Origin of the sequence: Roseateles cavernae, assembly GCF_040187885.1 — a bacterium.
GTDB classification, from domain to species: Bacteria; Pseudomonadota; Gammaproteobacteria; order Burkholderiales; family Burkholderiaceae_C; genus Roseateles_E; species Roseateles_E cavernae.
On the sequence record NZ_JBDPLH010000005.1, the window covers coordinates 177,094 to 197,090 of the forward strand.

At 67.4% G+C, this 19,997-nt stretch carries 18 protein-coding genes and 1 tRNA gene; 3 read left to right on the forward strand and 16 right to left on the reverse strand.

Annotated elements, in window-relative coordinates; genetic code table 11:
• Window positions 1-13: 13 nt before the first annotated feature.
• The 8 genes from rseP to rpsB all read right to left on the reverse strand — a co-directional run bounded on the left by rseP (window position 14) and on the right by rpsB (window position 7,365).
• The gene (rseP, locus tag ABGI63_RS15825; RefSeq protein ID WP_349743328.1) at window positions 14-1,393 is read right to left on the reverse strand and encodes an RIP metalloprotease RseP; all 1,380 of its coding nucleotides are present in this window, start codon (window positions 1,391-1,393) and stop codon (window positions 14-16) included.
• Entirely contained in the window at window positions 1,390-2,586 is a 1,197-nt protein-coding gene (locus tag ABGI63_RS15830) for a 1-deoxy-D-xylulose-5-phosphate reductoisomerase (protein ID WP_349743329.1), read from the reverse strand. The genes rseP and ABGI63_RS15830 overlap by 4 nt, the downstream gene beginning before the upstream one ends.
• Window positions 2,583-3,434, reverse strand: a complete 852-nt coding sequence (locus tag ABGI63_RS15835) for a phosphatidate cytidylyltransferase (RefSeq protein WP_349743330.1) — start codon at window positions 3,432-3,434, stop codon at window positions 2,583-2,585. The genes ABGI63_RS15830 and ABGI63_RS15835 overlap by 4 nt, the downstream gene beginning before the upstream one ends.
• A 2-nt stretch (window positions 3,435-3,436) precedes the next feature.
• Complete coding sequence (uppS, locus tag ABGI63_RS15840) at window positions 3,437-4,165, reverse strand: polyprenyl diphosphate synthase (RefSeq protein ID WP_349743331.1); 729 nt, start codon at window positions 4,163-4,165, stop codon at window positions 3,437-3,439.
• Between the two features lie 14 nt (window positions 4,166-4,179).
• Window positions 4,180-4,740 (reverse strand): ribosome recycling factor, encoded by a 561-nt coding sequence (frr, locus tag ABGI63_RS15845; RefSeq protein WP_137941767.1) that lies wholly within the window; start codon window positions 4,738-4,740, stop codon window positions 4,180-4,182.
• A 45-nt stretch (window positions 4,741-4,785) separates the two neighbouring features.
• Entirely contained in the window at window positions 4,786-5,496 is a 711-nt protein-coding gene (pyrH, locus tag ABGI63_RS15850; RefSeq protein WP_137941766.1) for a UMP kinase, read from the reverse strand.
• Window positions 5,497-5,607: 111 nt separating this feature from the next.
• The gene (tsf, locus tag ABGI63_RS15855) at window positions 5,608-6,504 is read right to left on the reverse strand and encodes a translation elongation factor Ts (RefSeq protein WP_137941765.1); all 897 of its coding nucleotides are present in this window, start codon (window positions 6,502-6,504) and stop codon (window positions 5,608-5,610) included.
• 114 nt (window positions 6,505-6,618) lie between these two features.
• The gene (gene rpsB / locus ABGI63_RS15860) at window positions 6,619-7,365 is read right to left on the reverse strand and encodes a 30S ribosomal protein S2 (RefSeq protein ID WP_137941764.1); all 747 of its coding nucleotides are present in this window, start codon (window positions 7,363-7,365) and stop codon (window positions 6,619-6,621) included.
• A 280-nt stretch (window positions 7,366-7,645) separates the two neighbouring features.
• On the opposite strand from rpsB, the gene ABGI63_RS15865 reads away from it, so the two are divergent.
• Together ABGI63_RS15865 and ABGI63_RS15870 are read left to right on the forward strand one after the other, a co-directional pair.
• On the forward strand, window positions 7,646-8,983 hold the full coding sequence (locus tag ABGI63_RS15865; RefSeq protein WP_349743332.1) for an FAD-dependent oxidoreductase: 1,338 nt from the start codon (window positions 7,646-7,648) through the stop codon (window positions 8,981-8,983).
• 9 nt (window positions 8,984-8,992) lie between these two features.
• Window positions 8,993-10,507 (forward strand): NAD(P)H-hydrate dehydratase, encoded by a 1,515-nt coding sequence (locus ABGI63_RS15870; protein WP_349743333.1) that lies wholly within the window; start codon window positions 8,993-8,995, stop codon window positions 10,505-10,507.
• Between the two features lie 6 nt (window positions 10,508-10,513).
• Here the strand turns inward: ABGI63_RS15870 and rnr are convergent, their stop codons facing one another.
• On the reverse strand, window positions 10,514-12,772 hold the full coding sequence (rnr, locus tag ABGI63_RS15875) for a ribonuclease R (RefSeq protein WP_432767427.1): 2,259 nt from the start codon (window positions 12,770-12,772) through the stop codon (window positions 10,514-10,516).
• 105 nt (window positions 12,773-12,877) lie between these two features.
• Between rnr and ABGI63_RS15880 the strand changes: the two genes are divergently transcribed.
• Window positions 12,878-12,962, forward strand: a tRNA-Leu gene (locus ABGI63_RS15880).
• Between the two features lie 154 nt (window positions 12,963-13,116).
• Here the strand turns inward: ABGI63_RS15880 and ABGI63_RS15885 are convergent.
• The 7 genes from ABGI63_RS15885 to hflX all read right to left on the reverse strand — a co-directional run bounded on the left by ABGI63_RS15885 (window position 13,117) and on the right by hflX (window position 19,979).
• Complete coding sequence (locus ABGI63_RS15885; RefSeq protein ID WP_137941760.1) at window positions 13,117-13,638, reverse strand: phosphoribosyltransferase; 522 nt, start codon at window positions 13,636-13,638, stop codon at window positions 13,117-13,119.
• A 43-nt stretch (window positions 13,639-13,681) separates the two neighbouring features.
• Entirely contained in the window at window positions 13,682-15,019 is a 1,338-nt protein-coding gene (locus ABGI63_RS15890) for an adenylosuccinate synthase (RefSeq protein WP_137941759.1), read from the reverse strand.
• Window positions 15,020-15,059: 40 nt separating this feature from the next.
• Entirely contained in the window at window positions 15,060-16,223 is a 1,164-nt protein-coding gene (locus tag ABGI63_RS15895; RefSeq protein WP_269840559.1) for an ATP phosphoribosyltransferase regulatory subunit, read from the reverse strand.
• 79 nt (window positions 16,224-16,302) lie between these two features.
• On the reverse strand, window positions 16,303-16,491 hold the full coding sequence (locus tag ABGI63_RS15900; RefSeq protein WP_269840560.1) for a DUF2065 domain-containing protein: 189 nt from the start codon (window positions 16,489-16,491) through the stop codon (window positions 16,303-16,305).
• 9 nt (window positions 16,492-16,500) lie between these two features.
• The gene (hflC, locus tag ABGI63_RS15905; protein WP_137941756.1) at window positions 16,501-17,394 is read right to left on the reverse strand and encodes a protease modulator HflC; all 894 of its coding nucleotides are present in this window, start codon (window positions 17,392-17,394) and stop codon (window positions 16,501-16,503) included.
• 18 nt (window positions 17,395-17,412) lie between these two features.
• A complete protein-coding gene (hflK, locus tag ABGI63_RS15910; RefSeq protein WP_137941755.1) occupies window positions 17,413-18,711 on the reverse strand; it encodes an FtsH protease activity modulator HflK in 1,299 nt (432 codons plus the stop codon).
• An 11-nt stretch (window positions 18,712-18,722) separates the two neighbouring features.
• Window positions 18,723-19,979: a GTPase HflX gene (gene hflX, locus ABGI63_RS15915; protein WP_349743334.1), complete on the reverse strand. Its 1,257-nt coding sequence runs from the start codon at window positions 19,977-19,979 to the stop codon at window positions 18,723-18,725.
• Window positions 19,980-19,997 lie beyond the last annotated feature (18 nt).

Genomic DNA, 19,997 nt, shown 5'->3' on the forward strand with positions numbered 1-19,997 from the left:
AGGACATGTGAGATCAGTGCAGGCCCAGCAGGCGGGCCATGTCATTGGAAAGGGCCAGAGTCATCATCAGCAGCATGACCAACACGCCAGCGCGTTGCAGCTGCCGGAGCCACCATTCCGAAACGGGGCGGCCGCTCAAACCCTCGAAAAGATAATACATCAGGTGTCCGCCATCGAGCATCGGCAGCGGCAGCAGGTTCAGCACACCCAGGCTGACGCTGACCAGCGCGAGAAAGCTCAGGTACTGGGTCAGGCCCAGCTTGGCGGACTGGCCCGCATAGTCGGCAATCGTGATCGGCCCGCTGAGGTTCTTCAGCGAGGCCTCGCCGATCAGCATGCGGCCGAAGGTTGTCAGGGTCAGCGTCGAGACATCCCAGGTGCGCTTGGCACCCAGCCACAGCGAATCCAGCGGCCCATGGCTGACCGTCACCAACTCGGGCGCCGAACCCAGCATGGCCTCGATGCGGCCCAGGCGCTGGCCGGCGTCGTTGACGATGCGCGGCCTGACCTCCAGCACCAAGACCTGACCCGCGCGCTCGACCTGCCACTGCATCGCGGGCGCGCGCTCACCCTCGACGCCCTGGGCGCTGGCGCGTATCAGTTCGCGCAGCGCGGCCGCATCACCGGCCGGCCGGCCATCGACACTGAGCACCCGGTCGCCGCGCTGCAGCCCGGCCTGCGCCCCAGCGCCACCGGCCACCAGCTCGCCCAGCACCGGCTCGCTGAAAGCACCGCCCAGGCCCACCTCGCGCATCAGCTGCGCATCGAGCTCGCGGCCCCGCAAGGCCTCGGTGTCGAGCACCAACACGCGCCGGCCATGGCCTTGCGCATCGCTGACGCTCAGATGCAGCTTGCCGCCATCGGACAGCACCTGGGTCAGCTGCCAGCGCAGCTCGGGCAGCGACTGCAGCTCGGTCCAGTCCTGGCCATCGCGCGAGGTCGCCTGCACCCAGTCGCCGACGCGCATGCCGGCCCGCTCGGCCAGGCTGCCGGCCAGCGGCGCGCCCAGCACGGGCTTGGGCTCATCGACACCCATCAGATTGACCGCCGCGAACAGGGCGATCGCCAGCAGGAAGTTCGCCACCGGGCCGGCCGCAACGATGGCGGCGCGCTGGCGCAGCGGCTTGTTGTTGAAGGCCTGGGCGCGCTCGTGCGGCGCCACCGGGCCCTCGCGCTCGTCGAGCATGCGCACATAACCGCCCAGCGGCAGGGCCGACAGGGTGAACTCGGTGGCATCGGGCCCGCTCTGGCGCCGCCAGATCACGCGGCCGAAGCCCACCGAAAAGCGCAGCACCTTGACGCCGCAGGCCTTGGCCACGCGGTAGTGCCCCCACTCGTGCACGACGATCAGCACGCCCAGGGTCAGCAGAAAAGCCAGGATCGTGACCATCACGCGGCCAGACCCTGCATCAGCGCCCGGGCATGACGGCGGGCGCGCTGGTCCAGCACCAGCAGGCCCTCGACGCTGGCGCATTCACCGGCCTCGGGATGCAGCTCCTCAAGGCTGCGCTGGTTGATCTGGTGGATCTGATCAAAGCGCAGGCGCCGCTCCAGGAAGGCGGCAACCGCCTCCTCGTTGGCGGCGTTCAGCACCGCGGTCGCGCCCTCGGCGGCGCGCAAGGCCTGCCAGGACAGGTGCAGGCCGGGGAAGCGGATCGCGTCGGCCTCCTCAAAGGTCAGCGAGGGTCCGCCGACCAGGTCCAGGGTCTTGGCGCCGGTCGCGATGCGCTCCGGGAAGGCCAGGCCATAGGCAATCGGCACCCGCATATCGGGCGTGCCGAGCTGGGCCAGCACCGACTGGTCGCGGCACACCACCATCGAATGGATGATGCTCTGCGGATGGATCACGACCTTGATCTGCTCGGGCCTCAGGCCGAACAGCCAGCGTGCCTCGATCACCTCCAGCGCCTTGTTCATCATGGTCGCCGAATCGACCGAGATCTTGCGACCCATCACCCAGTTCGGATGGGCGCAGGCCTCGTCGGGCGTGACGGCCGCGAGGCTGGCCGGATCACGCTGGCGGAAAGGGCCGCCGGACGCGGTCAGCACGATGTGGTCGAGCCGCTGATGCCAGGTCGAGCGGTCCTCGGGCAGGCACTGGAAGATGGCCGAATGCTCGCTGTCGATCGGCAGCAGGCTGGCGCCACCCTGATCGACCGCCTGCATGAACAGCGCGCCGCCCAGCACGATGGCTTCCTTGTTGGCCAGCAGCAGCTTCTTGCCGGCGCGCGCGGCAGCGATGGCCGGCGCCAGGCCGGCCGAGCCGACGATGGCAGCCATCACCGCATCGACCTCAGGGTGGGCGGCGATCTCGGCCAGGCTGTTCGGGCCGTCCAGCACCTCGGTCTTCAAGCCTTGCTCGCGTAGCAGGCGGCGCAGCTGGGCCGCCAGGACCGGATCGGGCAGCACGGCAAAACGGGGCCGATGCTGCAGGCATTGCGCGGCCAACTCGTCGACCCGGCTCATCGCGCTGAGCGCAAACACCTCGTAGCGGTCCGAGTGGCGGGCCAGCACGTCCAAGGTGTTGACGCCGATCGAGCCGGTGGCGCCGAGCACGCAAACACGCTGACGTTGGGACAGATTCATTTCAGATGACTCAGAGAACTCAGGGCCAGGGCCAGCGGAAACACCGGCAGCAAGGCATCGACCCGATCCAGCACGCCGCCATGGCCGGGCAGCAGCTGGCTGCTGTCCTTGGCACCGACGGCCCGCTTGATCAGGGACTCGAACAGATCGCCGACCACACTCATGCAGCTCAGGAACAGCAGGGCCAGCACGCCAACGGGCAAGGTCTGAGCCCGCAGCAGCAGCTGATAGAGACTGGGCGAATCGACCGCCAGTTGGCGATCAATGCCAAAAGCCCAGGCAAAGCCCAGCAGCAGCACGCCCAGCATGCCGGTCCAGACGCCCTCCCAGCTCTTGCCGGGGCTGATCGCTGGCGCCAGCTTGCGACGGCCGAAGGTCCGCCCGCCGAAATAGGCCGCGATATCGGCCATCCAGACCAGACAGAAGATGGACAGCAGGAAATTGATGCCGACGGCCTTGGCCTGGGCCATCGCCAGCCAGGCAGCCCAGAGCGCCAGCGCGCCGAGAATCAGCCGCAAGGGCTTGGAAGCCTGCGGCCAGGCCGCCGGCCCGCCGCGCAGCGCATAGGCCCCGCCCAGCACCCAGATCAGGGCCGCCAGCCACCAGCACCAGGCCGGCGGCGCGCTCAGGCCCATGGCCAGCAAGGTCCCGGCACAAAGGCCGGCAATACCGGCGCCGAACAACAGGGCCGGCAGGCCGGGCAGACCGTTCAGCCGCGACCACTCCCAGCCCGCTGCGGCGATCATCACCAGGGTCAGCAGCGCGAACGGCCAGGGCGAGGCCGCGAACAGGGCCGGCAGCAGAACCGCCAGCAGCACCAGGGCCGTGAGAATGCGCTGTTTGAGCATGCTCAGGCGCCAACCGCAGCCGGCACTTCCTTGACGCCGCCAAAGCGCCGATCACGCGCGCGGAAGGCAGCGATCGCCGCATCCAGCTGGGCCTCGCCGAACTCCGGCCACAGGCAGTCGGAGAACACGAACTCGGTGTAAGCCACCTGCCAGAGCATGAAGTTGCTGATGCGCACCTCGCCACCGGTGCGGATGAACAGGTCCGGATCGGGCGCGTAGCTCATCGCCATGAACTCGCCGAGCTTGGCCTCGGTCATTTCCTCGGCCGGCACGCCGGCCTTGATCGCGGCCTTGGTGGCCTGCACGATGTCCCAGCGGCCGCCGTAGTTGAAGGCGACATTGAGCGTCAGCTTGCTGTTGTGGCGGGTCGAGGCCTCGGCCTCGTTCCAGGCATTGCGCAGCTTGTCGGACACCGCCTCGCGGTCGCCGACGATGCGGATGCGCACCCCCATCGCACCCATGCGCGCCAGATAGCGCGACACCGCCGCCAGCACCAGGCCCATCAGGCCCGAGACCTCGTCGCTGGGTCGCTTCCAGTTCTCGCTGGAGAAGGCAAACACGGTCAGATACTCGATGTCGCGGTCGATGCAGGCCTGCACCACCTTGACCAGGGCATCGACGCCCTGCTTGTGGCCGAAGAAGCGCGGCAGAAAGCGCTTCTTCGCCCAGCGGCCATTGCCATCCATCACGATGGCGACGTGGCGGGGGACCGCCTTGCTCTCGATAGTCACCGCAGCGCTTCCGCTCAAACCGCCATGATCTCGGCTTCTTTGCCGGAGATCAGCTTGTCGATCTCGGCGATCGTGCGGTCGGTCAGCTTCTGCACCTCGTCGGTGCTGCGACGCTCGTCGTCCTCGGTGATCAGCTTGTCCTTCAGCAGCTTCTTGGCCTGCTCGTTGGCGTCGCGGCGCAGATTGCGCACCGCGATCTTGGCGTCCTCACCGGCATTGCGCACCACCTTGGTCAGGTCGCGGCGGCGCTCTTCGGTCAGCGCCGGCATAGGCACGCGGATCAGATCACCCTGGGTGGCGGGGTTCAGGCCCAGATCCGACTCGCGGATCGCCTTCTCGATCTTGGCGCCCATGCCTTTTTCCCAGGGCTGGACGCTGATCGTGCGGGCATCGACCAGGGTGACATTGGCCACCTGGGAGATCGGCACCATGGAGCCGTAATAGTCGACGCTGACCTGGTCGAGGATGCCGGGGTGGGCGCGACCGGTGCGTATCTTCTGCAACTCGCTCTTGAAGGACTCCACCGACTTGGCCATCTTCTGTTCGGCCGTCTTCTTGATATCTGCAGTGCTCATGATTCTTGACCTTGCTCTGTCTTAGTCTCTAACGCGGGGCCCGCCTCACACGTGGACCAGCGTGCCTTCGTCTTCGCCCATCACGACGCGCTTGAGCGCACCCGGCTTGAAGATGCTGAACACCTTGATCGGCAGCTTCTGGTCGCGGCACAGCGCGAAGGCAGTGGCGTCCAGCACCTGCAGGTTCTTGGCGATGGCCTCGTCGAAGCTGATGCGCGAGTAGCGCGTGGCGTTCGGGTCCTTCTTGGGGTCGGCGCTGTAGACACCGTCCACCTTGGTGGCCTTCAGCACGATCTCGGCGCCGATCTCGGCGCCACGCAGCGCGGCGGCGGTATCGGTCGTGAAAAAGGGGTTGCCGGTGCCGGCCGCGAAGATCACCACCTTGCCTTCTTCGAGGTATTGCAAGGCCTTCGGGCGCACATAGGGCTCGACCACCTGTTCGATCGCGATGGCCGACATCACGCGGGCCGTCATGCCTTCCTGGCGCATCGTGTCGGCCAGGGCCAGCGAATTCATCACCGTGGCCAGCATGCCCATGTAGTCGGCGGTGGCGCGATCCATGCCCACCGAGCCGCCGGCGACGCCGCGGAAGATGTTGCCGCCGCCGATCACGACGGCCACCTCGACGCCCATTTGCGTGATCTCCCGCACCTCCTGCACCATGCGCACGATGGTGGCGCGGTTGATGCCGTAGGCGTCGTCGCCCATCAGGGCCTCGCCGGAGAGTTTGAGCAGGATGCGTTTATGCGCGGGCATTCTTACCTCGTCAATGCTGTTGAGTGCCGCGATTCTTCCAGACCTCGTGGGTCCAAAGTCGCGGGCACAAGTGTAAAGGGCGCCACTGGCGCCCTTTATTTCTGCCGGGGCTTACTGCCCCTTGGCGGCGGCCACCTGAGCGGCCACCTCGGCGGCGAAGTCGTCCACCTTCTTCTCGATGCCCTCACCCACCACGTACAGGGTGAAGCCCTTCACCGTGGTGGCCTTGTCCTTGAGCATCGCGCCCACGGTCTGCTTGCCGTCGGCGGCCTTCACGAAGACCTGGTCCAGCAGCGAGACTTCCTTCAGGAACTTCTGCACCGAACCCTCGACCATCTTGGCGACGATGTCGGCCGGCTTGCCGGACTCGGCAGCCTTCTCGGCAGCGATCTTGCGCTCCTTCTCGACCAGCTCGGCCGGCACATCGGCCGACGACAGCGCGGCCGGCTTCATCGCGGCGATATGCATGGCGACGTCCTTGGCGGCGACTTCGTCACCGTCGAACTCGACCACCACGCCGATGCGGGTGCCGTGCAGATAGGAAGCCAGCTTGGCACCCGAGGCGTAGCGCTGGAAGCGGCGGATCGACATGTTCTCGCCGATCTTGCCGATCAGGCCCTTGCGCACATCTTCCACGGTCGGGCCGAAGCCTTCTTGCGACAGCGGCAGGGCCGACAGCGCGGCCACGTCGGCCGGCGCCTGCTCGGCGATCAGGCCGGCACAGGCGTTGACGAAAGCCAGGAAGGCGTCGTTCTTCGAGACGAAGTCGGTCTCGCAGTTGACTTCCAGCAGCGCGCCATTGGCACCGACCACGGCGGTGGCAACCACGCCTTCGGCGGTCACGCGCGACGAAGCCTTGCCGGCCTTGTTGCCCAGCTTGACACGCAGGATTTCCTCGGCACGGACCAGATCGCCTTCGGCTTCGGTCAGGGCCTTCTTGCATTCCATCATCGGTGCATCGGTGCGGGCGCGCAGCTCGCCGACCATGCTTGCGGTAATAGCAGCCATTTTCTTTCTCCGTTTCTTGCGAGCGCCGTGTGCTTTCGCCCCACCGCACCCTTTTGCATTTGCTTTGAAAAAAGGGGGCTGAACTCAGCCCCCTCTCACCTAGGCGCTGAAGGCTTAAGCGCCTTCGCTGACTTCCACGAACTCGTCGCCGGCCGGGGCCACGGCTTGCACCAGCTCGTTGCCGGCGTTGGCACGGCCTTCCAGCACCGCGTCGGCCACGGCCTTGGCGTACAGGGCCACGGCCTTGGCCGAGTCATCGTTGCCGGGGATCACGTAGTCGATACCTTCGGGCGAGTGGTTGGTGTCAACCACGCCGATCACCGGAATGCCCAGCTTCTTGGCTTCGGCCACGGCAATCTTGTGATAGCCGACGTCGATCACGAAGATCGCGTCCGGCAGGGCGCCCATGTCCTGGATGCCGCCGATGTTCTTTTCCAGCTTGGCCAGGTCACGCTGGAACATCAGCGCTTCCTTCTTGATCGCGGGCTGGGTGCCGGCGTCGACCTGGGCTTGCATGTCCTTCAGGTTCTTCAGCGAGCCCTTGACCGTCTTAAAATTGGTCATCATGCCGCCCAGCCAACGCTGGTCGACATAAGGCACGCCGGCGCGCTGGGCTTCCAGGGCGATCACTTCACGGGCTTGGCGCTTGGTGCCGATCATCAGCACGGTGCCGCGCTTGGCGGACAGCTGGCGCACGAACTTCATCGCCTCTTCGAACGCGGGCAGCGTCTTCTCGAGGTTGATGATGTGAATCTTGTTGCGATGGCCGTAGATATACGGGGCCATCTTGGGGTTCCAGAAGCGGGTTTGGTGACCAAAGTGGACGCCGGCTTCCAGCATTTCACGCATCGTAACGGACATGGGTAACTCCGAAGGTTGTGTCTAAAATCCGGCTCGAATTGCCCTGCACACTTCAAGCAGCAGCAACACCTTTCGATAGCCGGTTTGCGATTAGTTTTGCGTTGCCTCCCGCCCGGATGAGCAGACTCGCAAACAGCAAAACCCAAAGAGTATACACGACCCATGCCCCACAACCTGAGCGGCGCCCCGCAAGGCCTGCACAGCGGCCCCGTGCGAGCCGCCGACGCGATGCAAGAACCTGTGGCCGCCGAGCCCGCCGATCAGAAGCGGGGAGGCTGAGATGCGCATCGCAGTCATAGGCGCCGGCATCATCGGCGTCAGCACCGCCTACGAGCTCGGCGCGGACGGCCACGAGGTCACCGTGTTCGAGCGCAGCGGCAGCGTCGCGGCCGAGACCAGCTTTGCCAACGCCGGCATCGTCGCGCCCGGCTATGTCGGCCCCTGGGCCGCACCGGGCATGCCGGGCAAGCTGCTGCGCCAGCTGTTCGCCAGCCATGCCGCGGCGCGGCTGGGCGGCCCGCCCAGCGCCGCCACACTGGCCTGGCTGTGGCGCTGGTGGCGGGCCTGCAAGCCCAAGACCCATGCCACGAACCGGCGCCGCATGCATGGGCTGGCGGCTTACAGCGCCGAGCGCCTGCGCATGCTGCGCCAGCAGCTGCAGCTGGACTACGAGCGCGCCGACGGCTATCTGGTGCTGCTGCGCAGCGCGCGCGAGCTGGCCGCGGCCCAGCCGGGCCTGCAACTGCTGGGCGAGCTCGGTGTGGCCCACAAGCTGCTGGACGCCACTCAATGCCGGGCCGTCGAGCCCGGCCTGAATCCGGACACCGCACTGGCCGGCGGCATTCATCTGGCGCAGGACGAGGTCGGCAACTGCCGCCAGTTCACCCATCTGCTGCGCGGTGAGGCCCAGCGTCTGGGCGTGCGCTTTCGTTTCCACACGACGGTGCGCCGCATCGAGCCGGGCAGCGCGCCGCTGCTGGTGCATGAGTACACGCCACCCGACGAGGGTCAGATCGTGCGCAACGAGGCCGCCAGCCGCGAAGGTCCGTCCACCCTGCCCCAGCCCATCGAGCCGCAGCAGGAGCGCTTCGATGCCATCATCGTCTGCGCCGCGATGGGCTCGGCCACGCTGCTGCGCCCACTGGGCCTGAAGCTGCCGCTGGCCGCCGTGCACGGCTACTCGATCACCGCGCCGCTGCGCCAGCTCGAGGCCCACCCCGATCTGGGGCCGCGCGCCGGCCTGATGGACGAGCGCTACAAGGTCGCGATCAGCCGTATCGGCCAGCGCGTGCGCGTGGCCGGCAGCGCCGAGCTGGGCGGCGATCCGGCCACCTTCAATGCCAAGTCCATCGCCACCCTGCACAAGGTGCTGCACGACTGGTTTCCCGGCGCCACGCACACAACGCAGACGCAGCGCTGGAAGGGTGCTCGCCCGATGCTGCCCGACGGCCCGCCGGTGCTGGGCGCCAGCGGCGCGGCCGGCGTCTGGCTGAACCTCGGCCACGGCAGCAGCGGCTGGGCGCTGGCCTGCGGTTCGGCGCGCGTGCTGGCCGATCAGCTCGCGGGGCTATCACCGGGCGTCGATGTCGAGGGCCTGGACATCGGCCGTTTGCGCTAATCTGCCCTCATGCGCCCCGCCCTGCGATCGCTCGAGCACCTGCCGCTGCATCGCACGGCCAGCAGCCGCACGATCGAGGCCCAGGCCTTGCAGGCGACCCGACCTCACGAGCTGATGCAGCGCGCCGGCGCCGCCATCGCCAAGCTGGCGCTGGCACTGCAACCGCATGCCCGCCAGATCTGGTTGCTGTGCGGGCCCGGCAACAACGGCGGCGACGGCCTGGTGGCCGCCCGGCTGCTGCAGGCCGCCGGCAAGCAGGTGCGCATCAGCCTGTGCAGCACTGCCGGCCGCGCCGCGCCACCCGATGCCGGCTGGGCTTTGCAGCAGGCGCAGGCGGCCGGCCTGGCGATCGAGACGGTGCTGCCGACCAGCCCGCCCAAGGCCGATCTACTGATCGACGCCCTGCTGGGTATGGGACTGAGCCGCACTCCCGACGGCGCCGTCGCCGAAGCGATTCGCCTGATCAACCACCACCCTGCGCCGACGCTGGCGGTGGACCTGCCCAGCGGCATGGATGGCGACAGCGGCCGGGCCTCGCTGAGCGTGCAGGCGCAGCACACGCTGGCGCTGCTGAGCTTGAAGCCCGGCCTGTTCACGGCCGAGGGCCGCAGCCTGTGCGGCGAGATCTGGTGGGACGATTTGGGCCACCTACCGGCCGGCAGCGCCGATGCGCAGCTGCTGGGGCGGCAGGCCTTGCGCGACTGGCGGCGACTCAGCGGACCGCGCGGGCACGCCAGCCACAAGGGCAGCTGGGGCGATGTGCTGGTGGTCGGCGGTGCCGCCGGCATGCGCGGCGCCGCCTGGCTGGCGGCGCGCGCGGCCCTGGCGGCGGGCGCCGGCCGCGTCTACGCCTGCCTGCTGCAGGCCGAGGCCGGGGTCGCCGCGCCGCAGGACCGGCCCGAGCTGATGAACTGGTCGGAATCACTGCTGCAGTTCCCGGACAGCTGGCAGCACCATATCGTGGTGGCAGGCTGCGGCGGCGGCGCGGCGATCGCGGCCCCCTTGCCCGATCTGCTGCGGCACGCCCGCCGCCTGGTGCTGGATGCCGACGCGCTCAATGCCATCGCCGCCGACGCCCATCTGCGCCAGTTGCTGCGCGGGCGCCAGAGCCTGGGTCACCCCAGCCTGCTGACCCCACACCCCTTGGAGGCTGCACGACTTCTGCAGGCCGATACCCCCCAGGTACAGGCCGACCGGCTCGGCGCCGCACAGGCGCTGAGCCTGGAATTCGGCTGCACCGTGCTGCTGAAGGGCTCGGGCACGGTGATCGCCAGCCCGCAGCAAGTGCCGGCCATCAACGGCAGCGGCAGTGCGGCGCTGGCGACAGCCGGCACCGGCGATGTGCTGGCCGGCTGGCTGGGCGGCTTGTGGGCGCAATATCGCGGCGACGACCCGGCCGCCACTCACACCCTCGCCTGCGCCGCCGCCTGCTGGCACGGGCTGGCGGGCGACGCCCAAAAAGGCGGCCCGCTGAGGGCCGCCGATCTGATCGAGGGCATGCACGCGCTGCACGCCAGCGACTGAGGCCGCTCAGCGGCGCTTGCGCGTCTCGGTGCTCTTGACGCCGCCGGCGCGCGCCGTCTTGCGCGCCGCCTTGACCGGGTGGGCCGCCGACTTGGCGCCCTTGCCTCCGCTCTTGCCGCCCGCCTTGCGCCCCGCCCTGAGCTCGGCCTTGAGCTCACGGTCCTGGCGACGCACCTGCTCCAGCGCCTCGCTGGCCGATTCGGGCGCGAGCGCTGCGGCCCGGTCGCTGGCGCCTTTGTCGCGCAGTGCCCGTGCCACCAGGCGCGCCTCGTCCGTGTCCTGCACCAGACGGAAGTCGATCTTGCGGCCGTCCAGGTCGACCCGGCTGACCTGCACGCGTACCTTGGCGCCGGTCGCGTAGCGGATGCCGGTGCGCTCGCCGCGCAGCTCCTGGCGCACCTCGTCGAAGCGGTAGTACTCGCCACCCAGCTCGGTGATGTGGATCAGGCCCTCGACATAGAGGGCATCGAGCTGCACGAACAGACCGAAGCTGGTCACCGCATTGACGGTGCCGCTGAACTCCTCGCCCAGATGCTCTCGCATATAGCGGCATTTGAGCCAGGCCTCGACATCGCGCGAGGCCTCGTCGGCACGACGCTCGTTGGCACTGCAATGCGCACCGACGACCTCCCAGCGCTCCAGATCATTGCTGACCGTGGCCGGATTGACGGGCTTGGCGCGGCCGGGGCGCTGTGCCGGCATCGGCACATTCATCTTGGCCGCATCGAGCAGATAGCGCTTGCCGCCCAGCATGGCCTTGATGACCCGGTGCACCAACAGGTCGGGATAGCGCCGGATCGGGCTGGTGAAGTGGGTGTAGGCCTGGTAAGCCAGACCGAAATGGCCGGCATTGGCCGAGGTGTAGACGGCCTGCTGCATCGAGCGCAGCAGCATGCTGTGGATCTGCTGGGCGTCGGGCCGGTCCTTGGTCGCTGCGGCGATGGCCTGGTACTCGCCGGGCTTGGGGTCGTCGCTGATGCCCAGACCGATGCCCAAGGCGCGCAGATAGGCCTGCAGCGCGATGCGCTTCTCCGGCGTCGGACCTTCGTGGACGCGAAACAGCGAGTGGTGCTTGGCGCCGGCGATGAAATCGGCCGCGCAGACATTGGCGGCCAGCATGGCCTCCTCGATCAGACGGTGGGCCTCGTTGCGGGTGCGCGGCACGATCTTCTCGATGCGGCCGTTGTCGTCGCAGATGATTTGCGTCTCGGTGGTCTCGAAATCCACCGCACCCCGCTTCTTGCGATCCGCCAGCAGCGCGCGATAGACCTCGTGCAGATGCAGCAGATGCGGCACCAACTCCTTGCGCTTGGCGGCTTCCGGGCCATGGGTATTGGCCAGCACCGAGGCCACCTCGGTGTAGGTGAAGCGCGCGTGCGAGCGTATCACCGCCGGGTAGAACTGATAGGCATGCGTGACCCCCTCCTGGGTGACCAGCATGTCGCAGACCATGGACAGGCGGTCCTCATAAGGCACCAGCGAGCACAGGCCGTTGGAGATCTTCTCCGGCAGCATCGGGATCACGCGGCGCGGGAAGTAGACCGAGGTGGCGCGCTCGTAGGCATCGTGGTCCAGCGGCTCGCCGGGCTTGACGTAATGGCTGACGTCGGCGATCGCGACCAGCAGGCGCCAGCCGCTGAAGGCATTCTTGCCACGGCCCTGCTTGTGCGGCTCGCAGTAGACGGCGTCATCGAAGTCTCGCGCATCCTCGCCGTCGATGGTCACCAGCGGCACATCGCGCAGGTCGACACGCTGCTTCAGGTCCACCGCGCGCAAGCGGTCGGGCAGCTTGGCGGCCTGCGCCAGGGTTTCGGCGCTGAAGGCATGCGGCACATCGTATTTGCGCACCGCGATCTCGATCTCCATGCCGGGATCGTCAATCTCGCCCAGCACCTCGACCACGCGACCGACCGGCTGCGAATACAGCGATGGCGGCTCGGTCAACTCGACCGCCACCACCTGACCGGCCACCGCATTGGCGATGCCGTTCTTCGGGATCAGGATGTCCTGGCCCATGCGCCGGTCTTCCGGCGCCACGATCCAGATGCCCGACTCCAGCAGCAAGCGGCCGATGATGGGCCGCTTCTTGCGCTCCAGGATCTCGAGCACCCGGCCCTCGGGTCGGCCGCGCTTGTCCATGCGCACGATGCGCACGCGCAAGCGGTCGCCGTGCATCACCGCATGCATTTCCTGCGAGGACAGGTAGATGTCCGGCGGCCCGTCATCGGGCAGCAGAAAGCCGTGCCCGTCGCGGTGGCCTTGCACCGTGCCTTCGACCTCGCTGAGCAGCGCCGCATTCGTTGCGCCCGCACTCTGCGTGGCGCTTGAGGACTTGATATTTTTGATGATAGAATCCTTGCTTTCCTGAAAGCCCAGGTGGCGGAATTGGTAGACGCACTAGTTTCAGGTACTAGCGGGTAACTCCGTGGAGGTTCGAGTCCTCTCCTGGGCACCAAACATAAAAGGCCAGCACATTGTGCTGGCCTTTTTCATTTCCGAACGAGCCCGAGCCACCGAGTACGGCGCAGCGGCGCGCAGATACAACAAAGCCGACCCGGCATGCTTGCGAGGTCGGCTTGGCTGTCATCGGTATCGTCGGGCCCAGAGTCTCAGACGGCGAATTTCTTGGCCAGCGCGTCCGGCCGCAAATCGTCGTACTCCTCGAAAGGCTGGTGGATCCAGGGGCTGGTCTCCAGCATCTCGACATAGTAGTCCGGCGTGTAGCTGGACACACCCTTGGTCCAGATCACCGCCGAGCGCAGCTCGCTGATCGAGGGCATGCCGCGCAGGCGCTCGACCACGGCGCGCAGGGTCACGCCCGAATCGGCCAGATCATCGACCAGCAGCACGCGGCCGGCCAGCTCGCCCTTGGGCATCGTGATGTATTTTGCGATGTCCAGCCGCCCCTGGATCGTGCCGGCCTCGGCACGGTAGGAGCTGGTCGACATGATGCCCAGCGGCTTGTCGAACACGCGCGACAGCACATCGCCGGGGCGCATGCCGCCACGGGCCAGGCACAGGATCTGGTCGAACTCCCAGCCGGACGCATGGACCTTCAGCGCCAGGCGCTCGATCAGCATGTGGTATTCGTCCCAGGACACGTACAAATGCTTGCCGTCGTCGGTCAACATGGGGTTTTTCTCCTTATGGGGTCAGGTCTTGAGGGTTTCAGGCTCAGGCCTGGTAGGGATGGCGCAGCACGATGGTGTGGTCGCGGTCGGGGCCGGTCGAGACCATCGCGATCGGCGCGCCGATGACCTCCTGCACGCGCTCCAGATAGCGGCGCGCATTCAGCGGCAGCGCATCCCAGTCGGTCATGCCGAAAGTCGTTTCGGTCCAGCCCGGGAAGGTCTCGAACACCGGCTTGCAGGCCAGGATGTCGTCGGCGTCCAGCGGCAGGATGTCGATCATCTGGCCGTTGAGCTCGTAGCCGATGCACATCTTGACCTCGGCCAGGCCGTCCAGCACGTCCAGCTTGGTCATGCACAGGCCGCTGATGCCGTTGATGATGATGGAGCGCTTCAGTGCGGCGGCGTCGAGCCAGCCGCAGCGGCGGGCGCGGCCGGTCACGGTGCCACGCTCCTGGCCGACGGTGGCCAGGTGATAGCCGACCGTGCCTTCCTTCTCCCACTCCAGCTCGGTCGGGAACGGGCCCGAGCCGACGCGCGTCGTGTAGGCCTTGGTGATGCCCAGCATGTAGTGCAGCATCTGCGGTCCGACGCCGGCGCCGGCGGCGGCATTGCCGGCCACGCAGTTGCTCGAGGTCACATAGGGGTAGGTGCCGTGGTCGATGTCCAGCAGGGTACCTTGTGCGCCTTCGAACAGGATGTTGGCGCCGGCCTGGTGGGCCTTGTGGATCAGATAGCCCACGTCGGCCATCATGGGCTTGAGCACCTCGGCCATCTTCATGGCCTGGTCGTAGATCGGCTGGAACTCCAGCGCCGTGCCTTTCAGGTAGCCGGTCAGCGCGAAGTTGTGCAGCTCCAGCAGCTCCTTGAGCTTCTTCGCGAAACGCTCGGGATGCTTCAGGTCCTGCACGCGCAACGCGCGACGCGCGACCTTGTCCTCATAGGCCGGGCCGATGCCCTTGCCGGTGGTGCCGATCTTGCCGCTGCCGCTGCTCTCGCGCAGCGCCTCGCGGGCCTTGTCGACCTCGACATGGAAAGGCAGGATCAGCGGGCAGGACTCTGAGATGTAGAGGCGCGAACGCACCTCGACGCCGGCCTTCTCCAGGCGCTCGATCTCGCCCAGCAGATGGGTCGGGTCCAGCACCACACCGTTGCCGATATAGCAGGCCACGCCGTCGCGCATGATGCCCGAGGGGATCAGTTGCAGCGCGGTCTTCACGCCCTTGATCACCAAGGTATGGCCGGCGTTGTGGCCGCCCTGGAAGCGCACCACGCCCTGGGCGTGCGGGGTCATCCAGTCGACCACCTTGCCCTTGCCTTCGTCACCCCACTGGGTGCCCACAACGACCACATTACGGCCGCGCGCTATTTCGCTGTTCGTCATAAAAAACCCGCTCGCTAAGTTTGTTTCGGCGACACGCGGCTCAGAGCGCGCGCACCACCCACTGAGAGTCGACGCGCACCAGTTCGCGGTCGCAGTCGAATTCGTCGCCTTCGTGCTCATGCCCAGGCAGCATGCACACCACCGTCTCGCCCAGCTCGCGCAGCCGGCGGACCGCCGCGCGCAGACTCGCGTCCTCGCCCCAGGGCGCCCGCACCGCCGCACGCAGCGCACTGGCCGGGCTCAGCGCCACCAGCACCTTCAGATCCAGGCTGAAGCCGACGGCCGGACGGCGCCGGCCGAACACCGCGCCGACCTCGTCATAGCGGCCGCCGCGCAGCACCGCGTCGCTGGAGCCGGCGGCATAGAGCGCGAAGCGCACGCCGCTGTAGTAGGCATAGCCGCTCAGATCGGCCAGATCGAAGCCGAGGCTGACCTCGGGATGGGTCTGCTGCAGATGCGTGGCCAGCCATTGCAGATCGTCCAGCGCCGCCGTGACGGCCGGCGTCCTGGGCAGGCGCTCGCGCGCCTGCGCCAGCACCTCGATGCCGCCATACAGCGACAGCAGGGCTTGCAGGCCCTCCCCGGCCGCAGCCGGCAGCTCGCGCGTCAGCAGGCGCAGCGCGGCCGCGTCCTTGGCCGCCAGCGCCGCGACGATGTCGTTCAGCACCGCCGGTGCCGGCTGCACCTCACCGAGCAGGCCCTGAACCAGACGTGCATCGCCCAGATCGATCGCGATATCGCGCACGCCAGCGCGCTGCAAGGCATCCAGCGCCAACTCCTGCACCTCCAGATCGGCCTCCAGGCCGGCATGGCCATAGATCTCGATGCCAAACTGCAGCGGCTCGCGTGTCGCGTGCAGGCCAGCCGGCCGGGTATGCAGCACCGGACCACAGTAGCACAAGCGGGTCACGCCGGCGCGGTTCAGCAGATGGGCATCGATGCGGGCCACCTGGGGGGTGGTGTCGGCGCGTACGCCGAGGCTGCGACCGGAGAGCTGATCGACCAGCTTGAAGGTCTTCAGATCGAGCTCACGGCCGGTGCCGGACAAGAGCGAATCCAGATGCTCCAGCAAGGGAGGCATCACCAGCTCACAGCCGTAGGTACGCGCCATATCCAGCAACTCGCGGCGCAACTCTTCGATGCGGCGCGCCTGGGAAGGCAGCACGTCGGCGATGTGCTCGGGCAGCAGCCAAGCAGAGGACATGGAGTTCAGGGGGCGGTTAAAAACGGCATTGTACCGGTCCCGTGCGACCGCCCGGCGAAAGCCCGAGCGCGGCAGCGGATCAGCCCCAGAAGGCGTAGAGCAGCAGCAGGCCGGCGATGATGCTGGACAGACCGACGAAGCGGATCTGCCCGTCGCTCATCGCCAGCATGCGGGCGAACACCTGCCGCCAGGCGCCGGGGTTGATGAAGGGCAGCAGCCCTTCGATCACCAGCATCAGGGCCAGCGCGCCCAGCAAGGCGTCGCCCATGAGCTCGGCTTATTTGCCGCTCTTGGCGGGCGCCGCAGGGCCACCACCGCGCATGGCCTTGAAGAAGTCGCTGCTGGGGTCGACCACCATCACATCCGACTTGTTGCGGAAGCTCGAGCGATAGGCCTCCAGCGAGCGATAGAACTGGGCAAACTGCGGATCGCGGCCAAAGGCTTCGGCATACAGGGCCGAGGCCTTGGCGTCGCCCTCACCCTTGATCTTCTGCGCATCGCGGTAGGCCTCGGCCACGATGACCTCACGCTGACGATCTGCGTCGGCGCGGATCTTCTCGCCATCGGCGCCGCCGGTCGAGCGCAGCTCGTTGGCGACGCGCTTGCGCTCGGACTCCATGCGGCGGTAGACCGAGTCGGTGATGTTGGCGGCGAAATCGACGCGCTTGATGCGCACGTCCACCACCTCGATACCGAACTGCTTGGCCTCGTCCTCCAGGCGCTTGAGCACATCGGTCATGACCTTCTCGCGCTCGGTGGCCAGCACGGCCAGCACGGTGCGCTTGGTCACTTCCTCGTTGAAGGCGGCTTGCACGATGGGGCTCAGCCGGGTCTCGACATTGCGCATGTCGGTGCCGCTATTGCGGATGAACTGGCGCGGCTCGGAAACCCGCCACTTGACCAGCCAGTCGATCACCAGGCTCTTCTTCTCGGCCGTGAAGATGGCGCGCGAATCGGGGCTGTCCAGGGTCTGGATGCGGCGATCCAGGAACACCACGTTCTGGAACGGCGGCGGCATCTTGAACTTCAGACCCGGCTCGGTGACCACTTCCTTGATCTCACCCAGCGCATAGACCACGGCGAACTGGCGCTGGTCAACGATGAACAGGGTCGAGCTGGCCAGCATGAAGGCGATCAGGGCGCCGGCAACAATGGAGGCAATGCGATTCATAGTGTTGTCTTCCTTGCCTCAACGACCGTCACGGTCACGGCTGCGCAGACCGTCGCGCGAACGCACATCGGCATTGCCGCTCGGCGTCGTGCTGTCGGGCACGGCGGCCGGCGTCGGCACCGAGGCGGTCACGGTGCCGCCGGCCTGCTGGATCAGCTTGTCCAGCGGCAGATAAAGCAGGTTGGAGCCGTTGCGGCTGTCCACCATCACCTTGCTGACATTGGAGTAGACCTGCTGCATCGTGTCGATGTAGAGGCGGTCGCGGGTCACCGCCGGCGCCTTCTGGTATTCGGTCAGCACGCTCTTGAAGCGCTGTGCATCACCCTCGGCCTGCGCCACCACGCGCGACTTGTAGCCCTCGGCCTCCTCGCGCAAGCGAGCGGCGGTGCCCTGGGCCTTGGGGATCACGTCGTTGGCATAAGCCTGGCCTTCGTTCTTCAGGCGCTCGCGGTCGGCGCCGGCCTTGAAGGCATCGTCGAACGCGGCCTGCACCTGCTCGGGCGCCTGCACGTTCTGGACATTGACATTGGCCACCAGGATGCCGGCCTTGAGCCGGTCCAGCTGGTTCTGCACCGACTTGGCCAGCTCGGCAGCGATCGCATCGCGCTGCTCGTAGAGCACCGAGTCCATCTTGCTCTTGCCGACGATTTCGCGCACGGCCGACTCGGCCGCCTGGATCACCGCCTCGTCGGGGCCACGGTTCTCGAACAGGTACTCGCGCGAATCCTTCAGCCGGTACTGCACGGTGAAGCGGATGTCGACGATGTTCTCATCCAGGGTCAGCATCGAGGAGTCGCGCAGGCCGGTGGCCTGGGCCACCGCATTGCGGCCCACCTCGACCGAGCGCAGCTGGGTCACCGAGACGATTTCATTGGCCTGAAAGGGATAGGGCAGGCGCCAGTTGAAGCCGGCATCGACCGTCTTGCTGTACTTGCCGAAGGAAGTCACGACCGCCTGCTGGCCTTCCTGCACGATGTAGAAGCCGCTGCCCAGCCAGCCCAGCGCGACCACGCCGGCGATCAGGCCGACACCGATGCCGGCGCTCTTCATATCGGGCTGGAAGCCATTGCCACCGCCGCCGCTGGGTGGGGTGTTGTTGCCGCCGCCCTTGCCGCCGAACATGCCGCTGAGCTTGCGATTGAAGTCGCGCCAGAGCTCGTCCAGGTCCGGCGGGCCATCGTTGCGGCCATTGCTCAGATGGCGGCCCTCACGCCAGTCACGGCGCAGCAGACCGCCGATCAAGGCTCGCGTGGCTGCCGCCAGGGCGCTGAGTCGCTGCCCAGGCTGGGCGGCGCTCACGGGCTCAAAGGTATTCATGCTCTTGCCTGTCATTGATGTTGTAGAGCGGTGGCGGCATTTTCCGCACTTTGATCCGCACTTTCGCCTGCTTCAGATGGGGTCAGCTCTTGCGCATTCAAGTCTGCGGCCGGCACGATGCCCATGGCCGCGACGATCTGGGCCCGCAGCACATCCAGGCCCTGGCCGGTCAGCGCACTGACAAACACGCGCGGCACCCGCAGGCCGCCCGGACGCTCGATCCAGTCCAGCGCCGCACGCGGCCGCTGATTCTCGTCCAGCATGTCCTGCTTGTTGTAGACCAGGATCTGCGGGATGTCGGCGGCGCCGATCTCGTCGAGCACCCGCTCGACCTCGACCATCTGCTCGTCCAGCGTCGCGCTGGCGGCATCCACCACATGCAGCAGCAGATCGGCCTCGGCCGCCTCCTGCAAGGTGGCCTTGAAGGCCTCGACCAGCTTGTGCGGCAGATCGCGGATGAAGCCCACCGTGTCGGACAGCGAGACACTGGCGCCGGCCGCCTCCAGGTACAGCGAGCGGGTGGTGGTGTCCAGGGTCGCGAACAGCTGGTTGGCCGCATAGGCGCGCGCCTTGACCAGCGCATTGAACAGCGTGGACTTGCCGGCATTGGTGTAGCCGACCAGCGAGACGCGGAACACGCTGTTGCGCTCGCGCGCACGGCGCTGGGTCGTGCGCTGGCGCTGCACCTTCCTGAGCCGCTCCTTGGTGACCTTGATGCGGTCGTCGATCATGCGGCGGTCCAGCTCGATCTGGGCCTCGCCGGGGCCGCCGCGCATGCCGATGCCGCCGCTCTGCCGCTCCAGGTGGCTCCAGCGCCGCACCAGGCGCGTGGCCAGGTATTGCAGCCGCGCCAGCTCGACCTGCAGCTTGCCCTCATGGCTTTGCGCCCGGGCCGCGAAGATTTCAAGAATCAGCGCGGTGCGATCGGCCACCGGCACGCCGAGCACGCGCTCCAGATTGCGCTGCTGGGCCGGCGAGATCGCCTGGTCGAACAGGACCGTGTGCGCCTGGTGCGCCTGCACCAGCAGCTTGATCTCGTCGGCCTTGCCGGAGCCGACAAACAGCGCCGCATCGGGCGCCTGCCGGCGCGCAATCACCTTGGCCACCGGCGTGTCGCCGGCCGATTCGGCCAGCAAGGCCAGCTCGTCCAGGGTGGGATCAAAGGTCGATGCGTAGCTCGAGGAACGGCCGAAATCGACGCCGACGAGAATGGCGCGCGCCGCCTCAGAGGGCGGCGACGCGAGCGTGGAGGATGGGGAGGAACTCAAGGTTTTGCGATGGGGCTG

Bases quoted from the DNA above. Each gene is read 5' to 3' on its own strand.
- pyrH (WP_137941766.1), bottom strand. From the start codon at position 5,496: ATGCCCGCGCATAAACGCATCCTGCTCAAACTCTCCGGCGAGGCCCTG.
- ABGI63_RS15885 (WP_137941760.1), bottom strand. From the start codon at position 13,638: ATGTTGACCGACGACGGCAAGCATTTGTACGTGTCCTGGGACGAATAC.
- ABGI63_RS15835 (WP_349743330.1), bottom strand. From the start codon at position 3,434: ATGCTCAAACAGCGCATTCTCACGGCCCTGGTGCTGCTGGCGGTTCTG.
- ABGI63_RS15865 (WP_349743332.1), top strand. From the start codon at position 7,646: ATGCGCATCGCAGTCATAGGCGCCGGCATCATCGGCGTCAGCACCGCC.
- frr (WP_137941767.1), bottom strand. From the start codon at position 4,740: ATGAGCACTGCAGATATCAAGAAGACGGCCGAACAGAAGATGGCCAAG.
- ABGI63_RS15890 (WP_137941759.1), bottom strand. From the start codon at position 15,019: ATGACGAACAGCGAAATAGCGCGCGGCCGTAATGTGGTCGTTGTGGGC.
- hflK (WP_137941755.1), bottom strand. From the start codon at position 18,711: ATGAATACCTTTGAGCCCGTGAGCGCCGCCCAGCCTGGGCAGCGACTC.
- rpsB (WP_137941764.1), bottom strand. From the start codon at position 7,365: ATGTCCGTTACGATGCGTGAAATGCTGGAAGCCGGCGTCCACTTTGGT.
- tsf (WP_137941765.1), bottom strand. From the start codon at position 6,504: ATGGCTGCTATTACCGCAAGCATGGTCGGCGAGCTGCGCGCCCGCACC.
- ABGI63_RS15900 (WP_269840560.1), bottom strand. From the start codon at position 16,491: ATGGGCGACGCCTTGCTGGGCGCGCTGGCCCTGATGCTGGTGATCGAA.
- ABGI63_RS15870 (WP_349743333.1), top strand. From the start codon at position 8,993: ATGCGCCCCGCCCTGCGATCGCTCGAGCACCTGCCGCTGCATCGCACG.
- ABGI63_RS15895 (WP_269840559.1), bottom strand. From the start codon at position 16,223: ATGTCCTCTGCTTGGCTGCTGCCCGAGCACATCGCCGACGTGCTGCCT.
- hflC (WP_137941756.1), bottom strand. From the start codon at position 17,394: ATGAATCGCATTGCCTCCATTGTTGCCGGCGCCCTGATCGCCTTCATG.
- ABGI63_RS15830 (WP_349743329.1), bottom strand. From the start codon at position 2,586: ATGAATCTGTCCCAACGTCAGCGTGTTTGCGTGCTCGGCGCCACCGGC.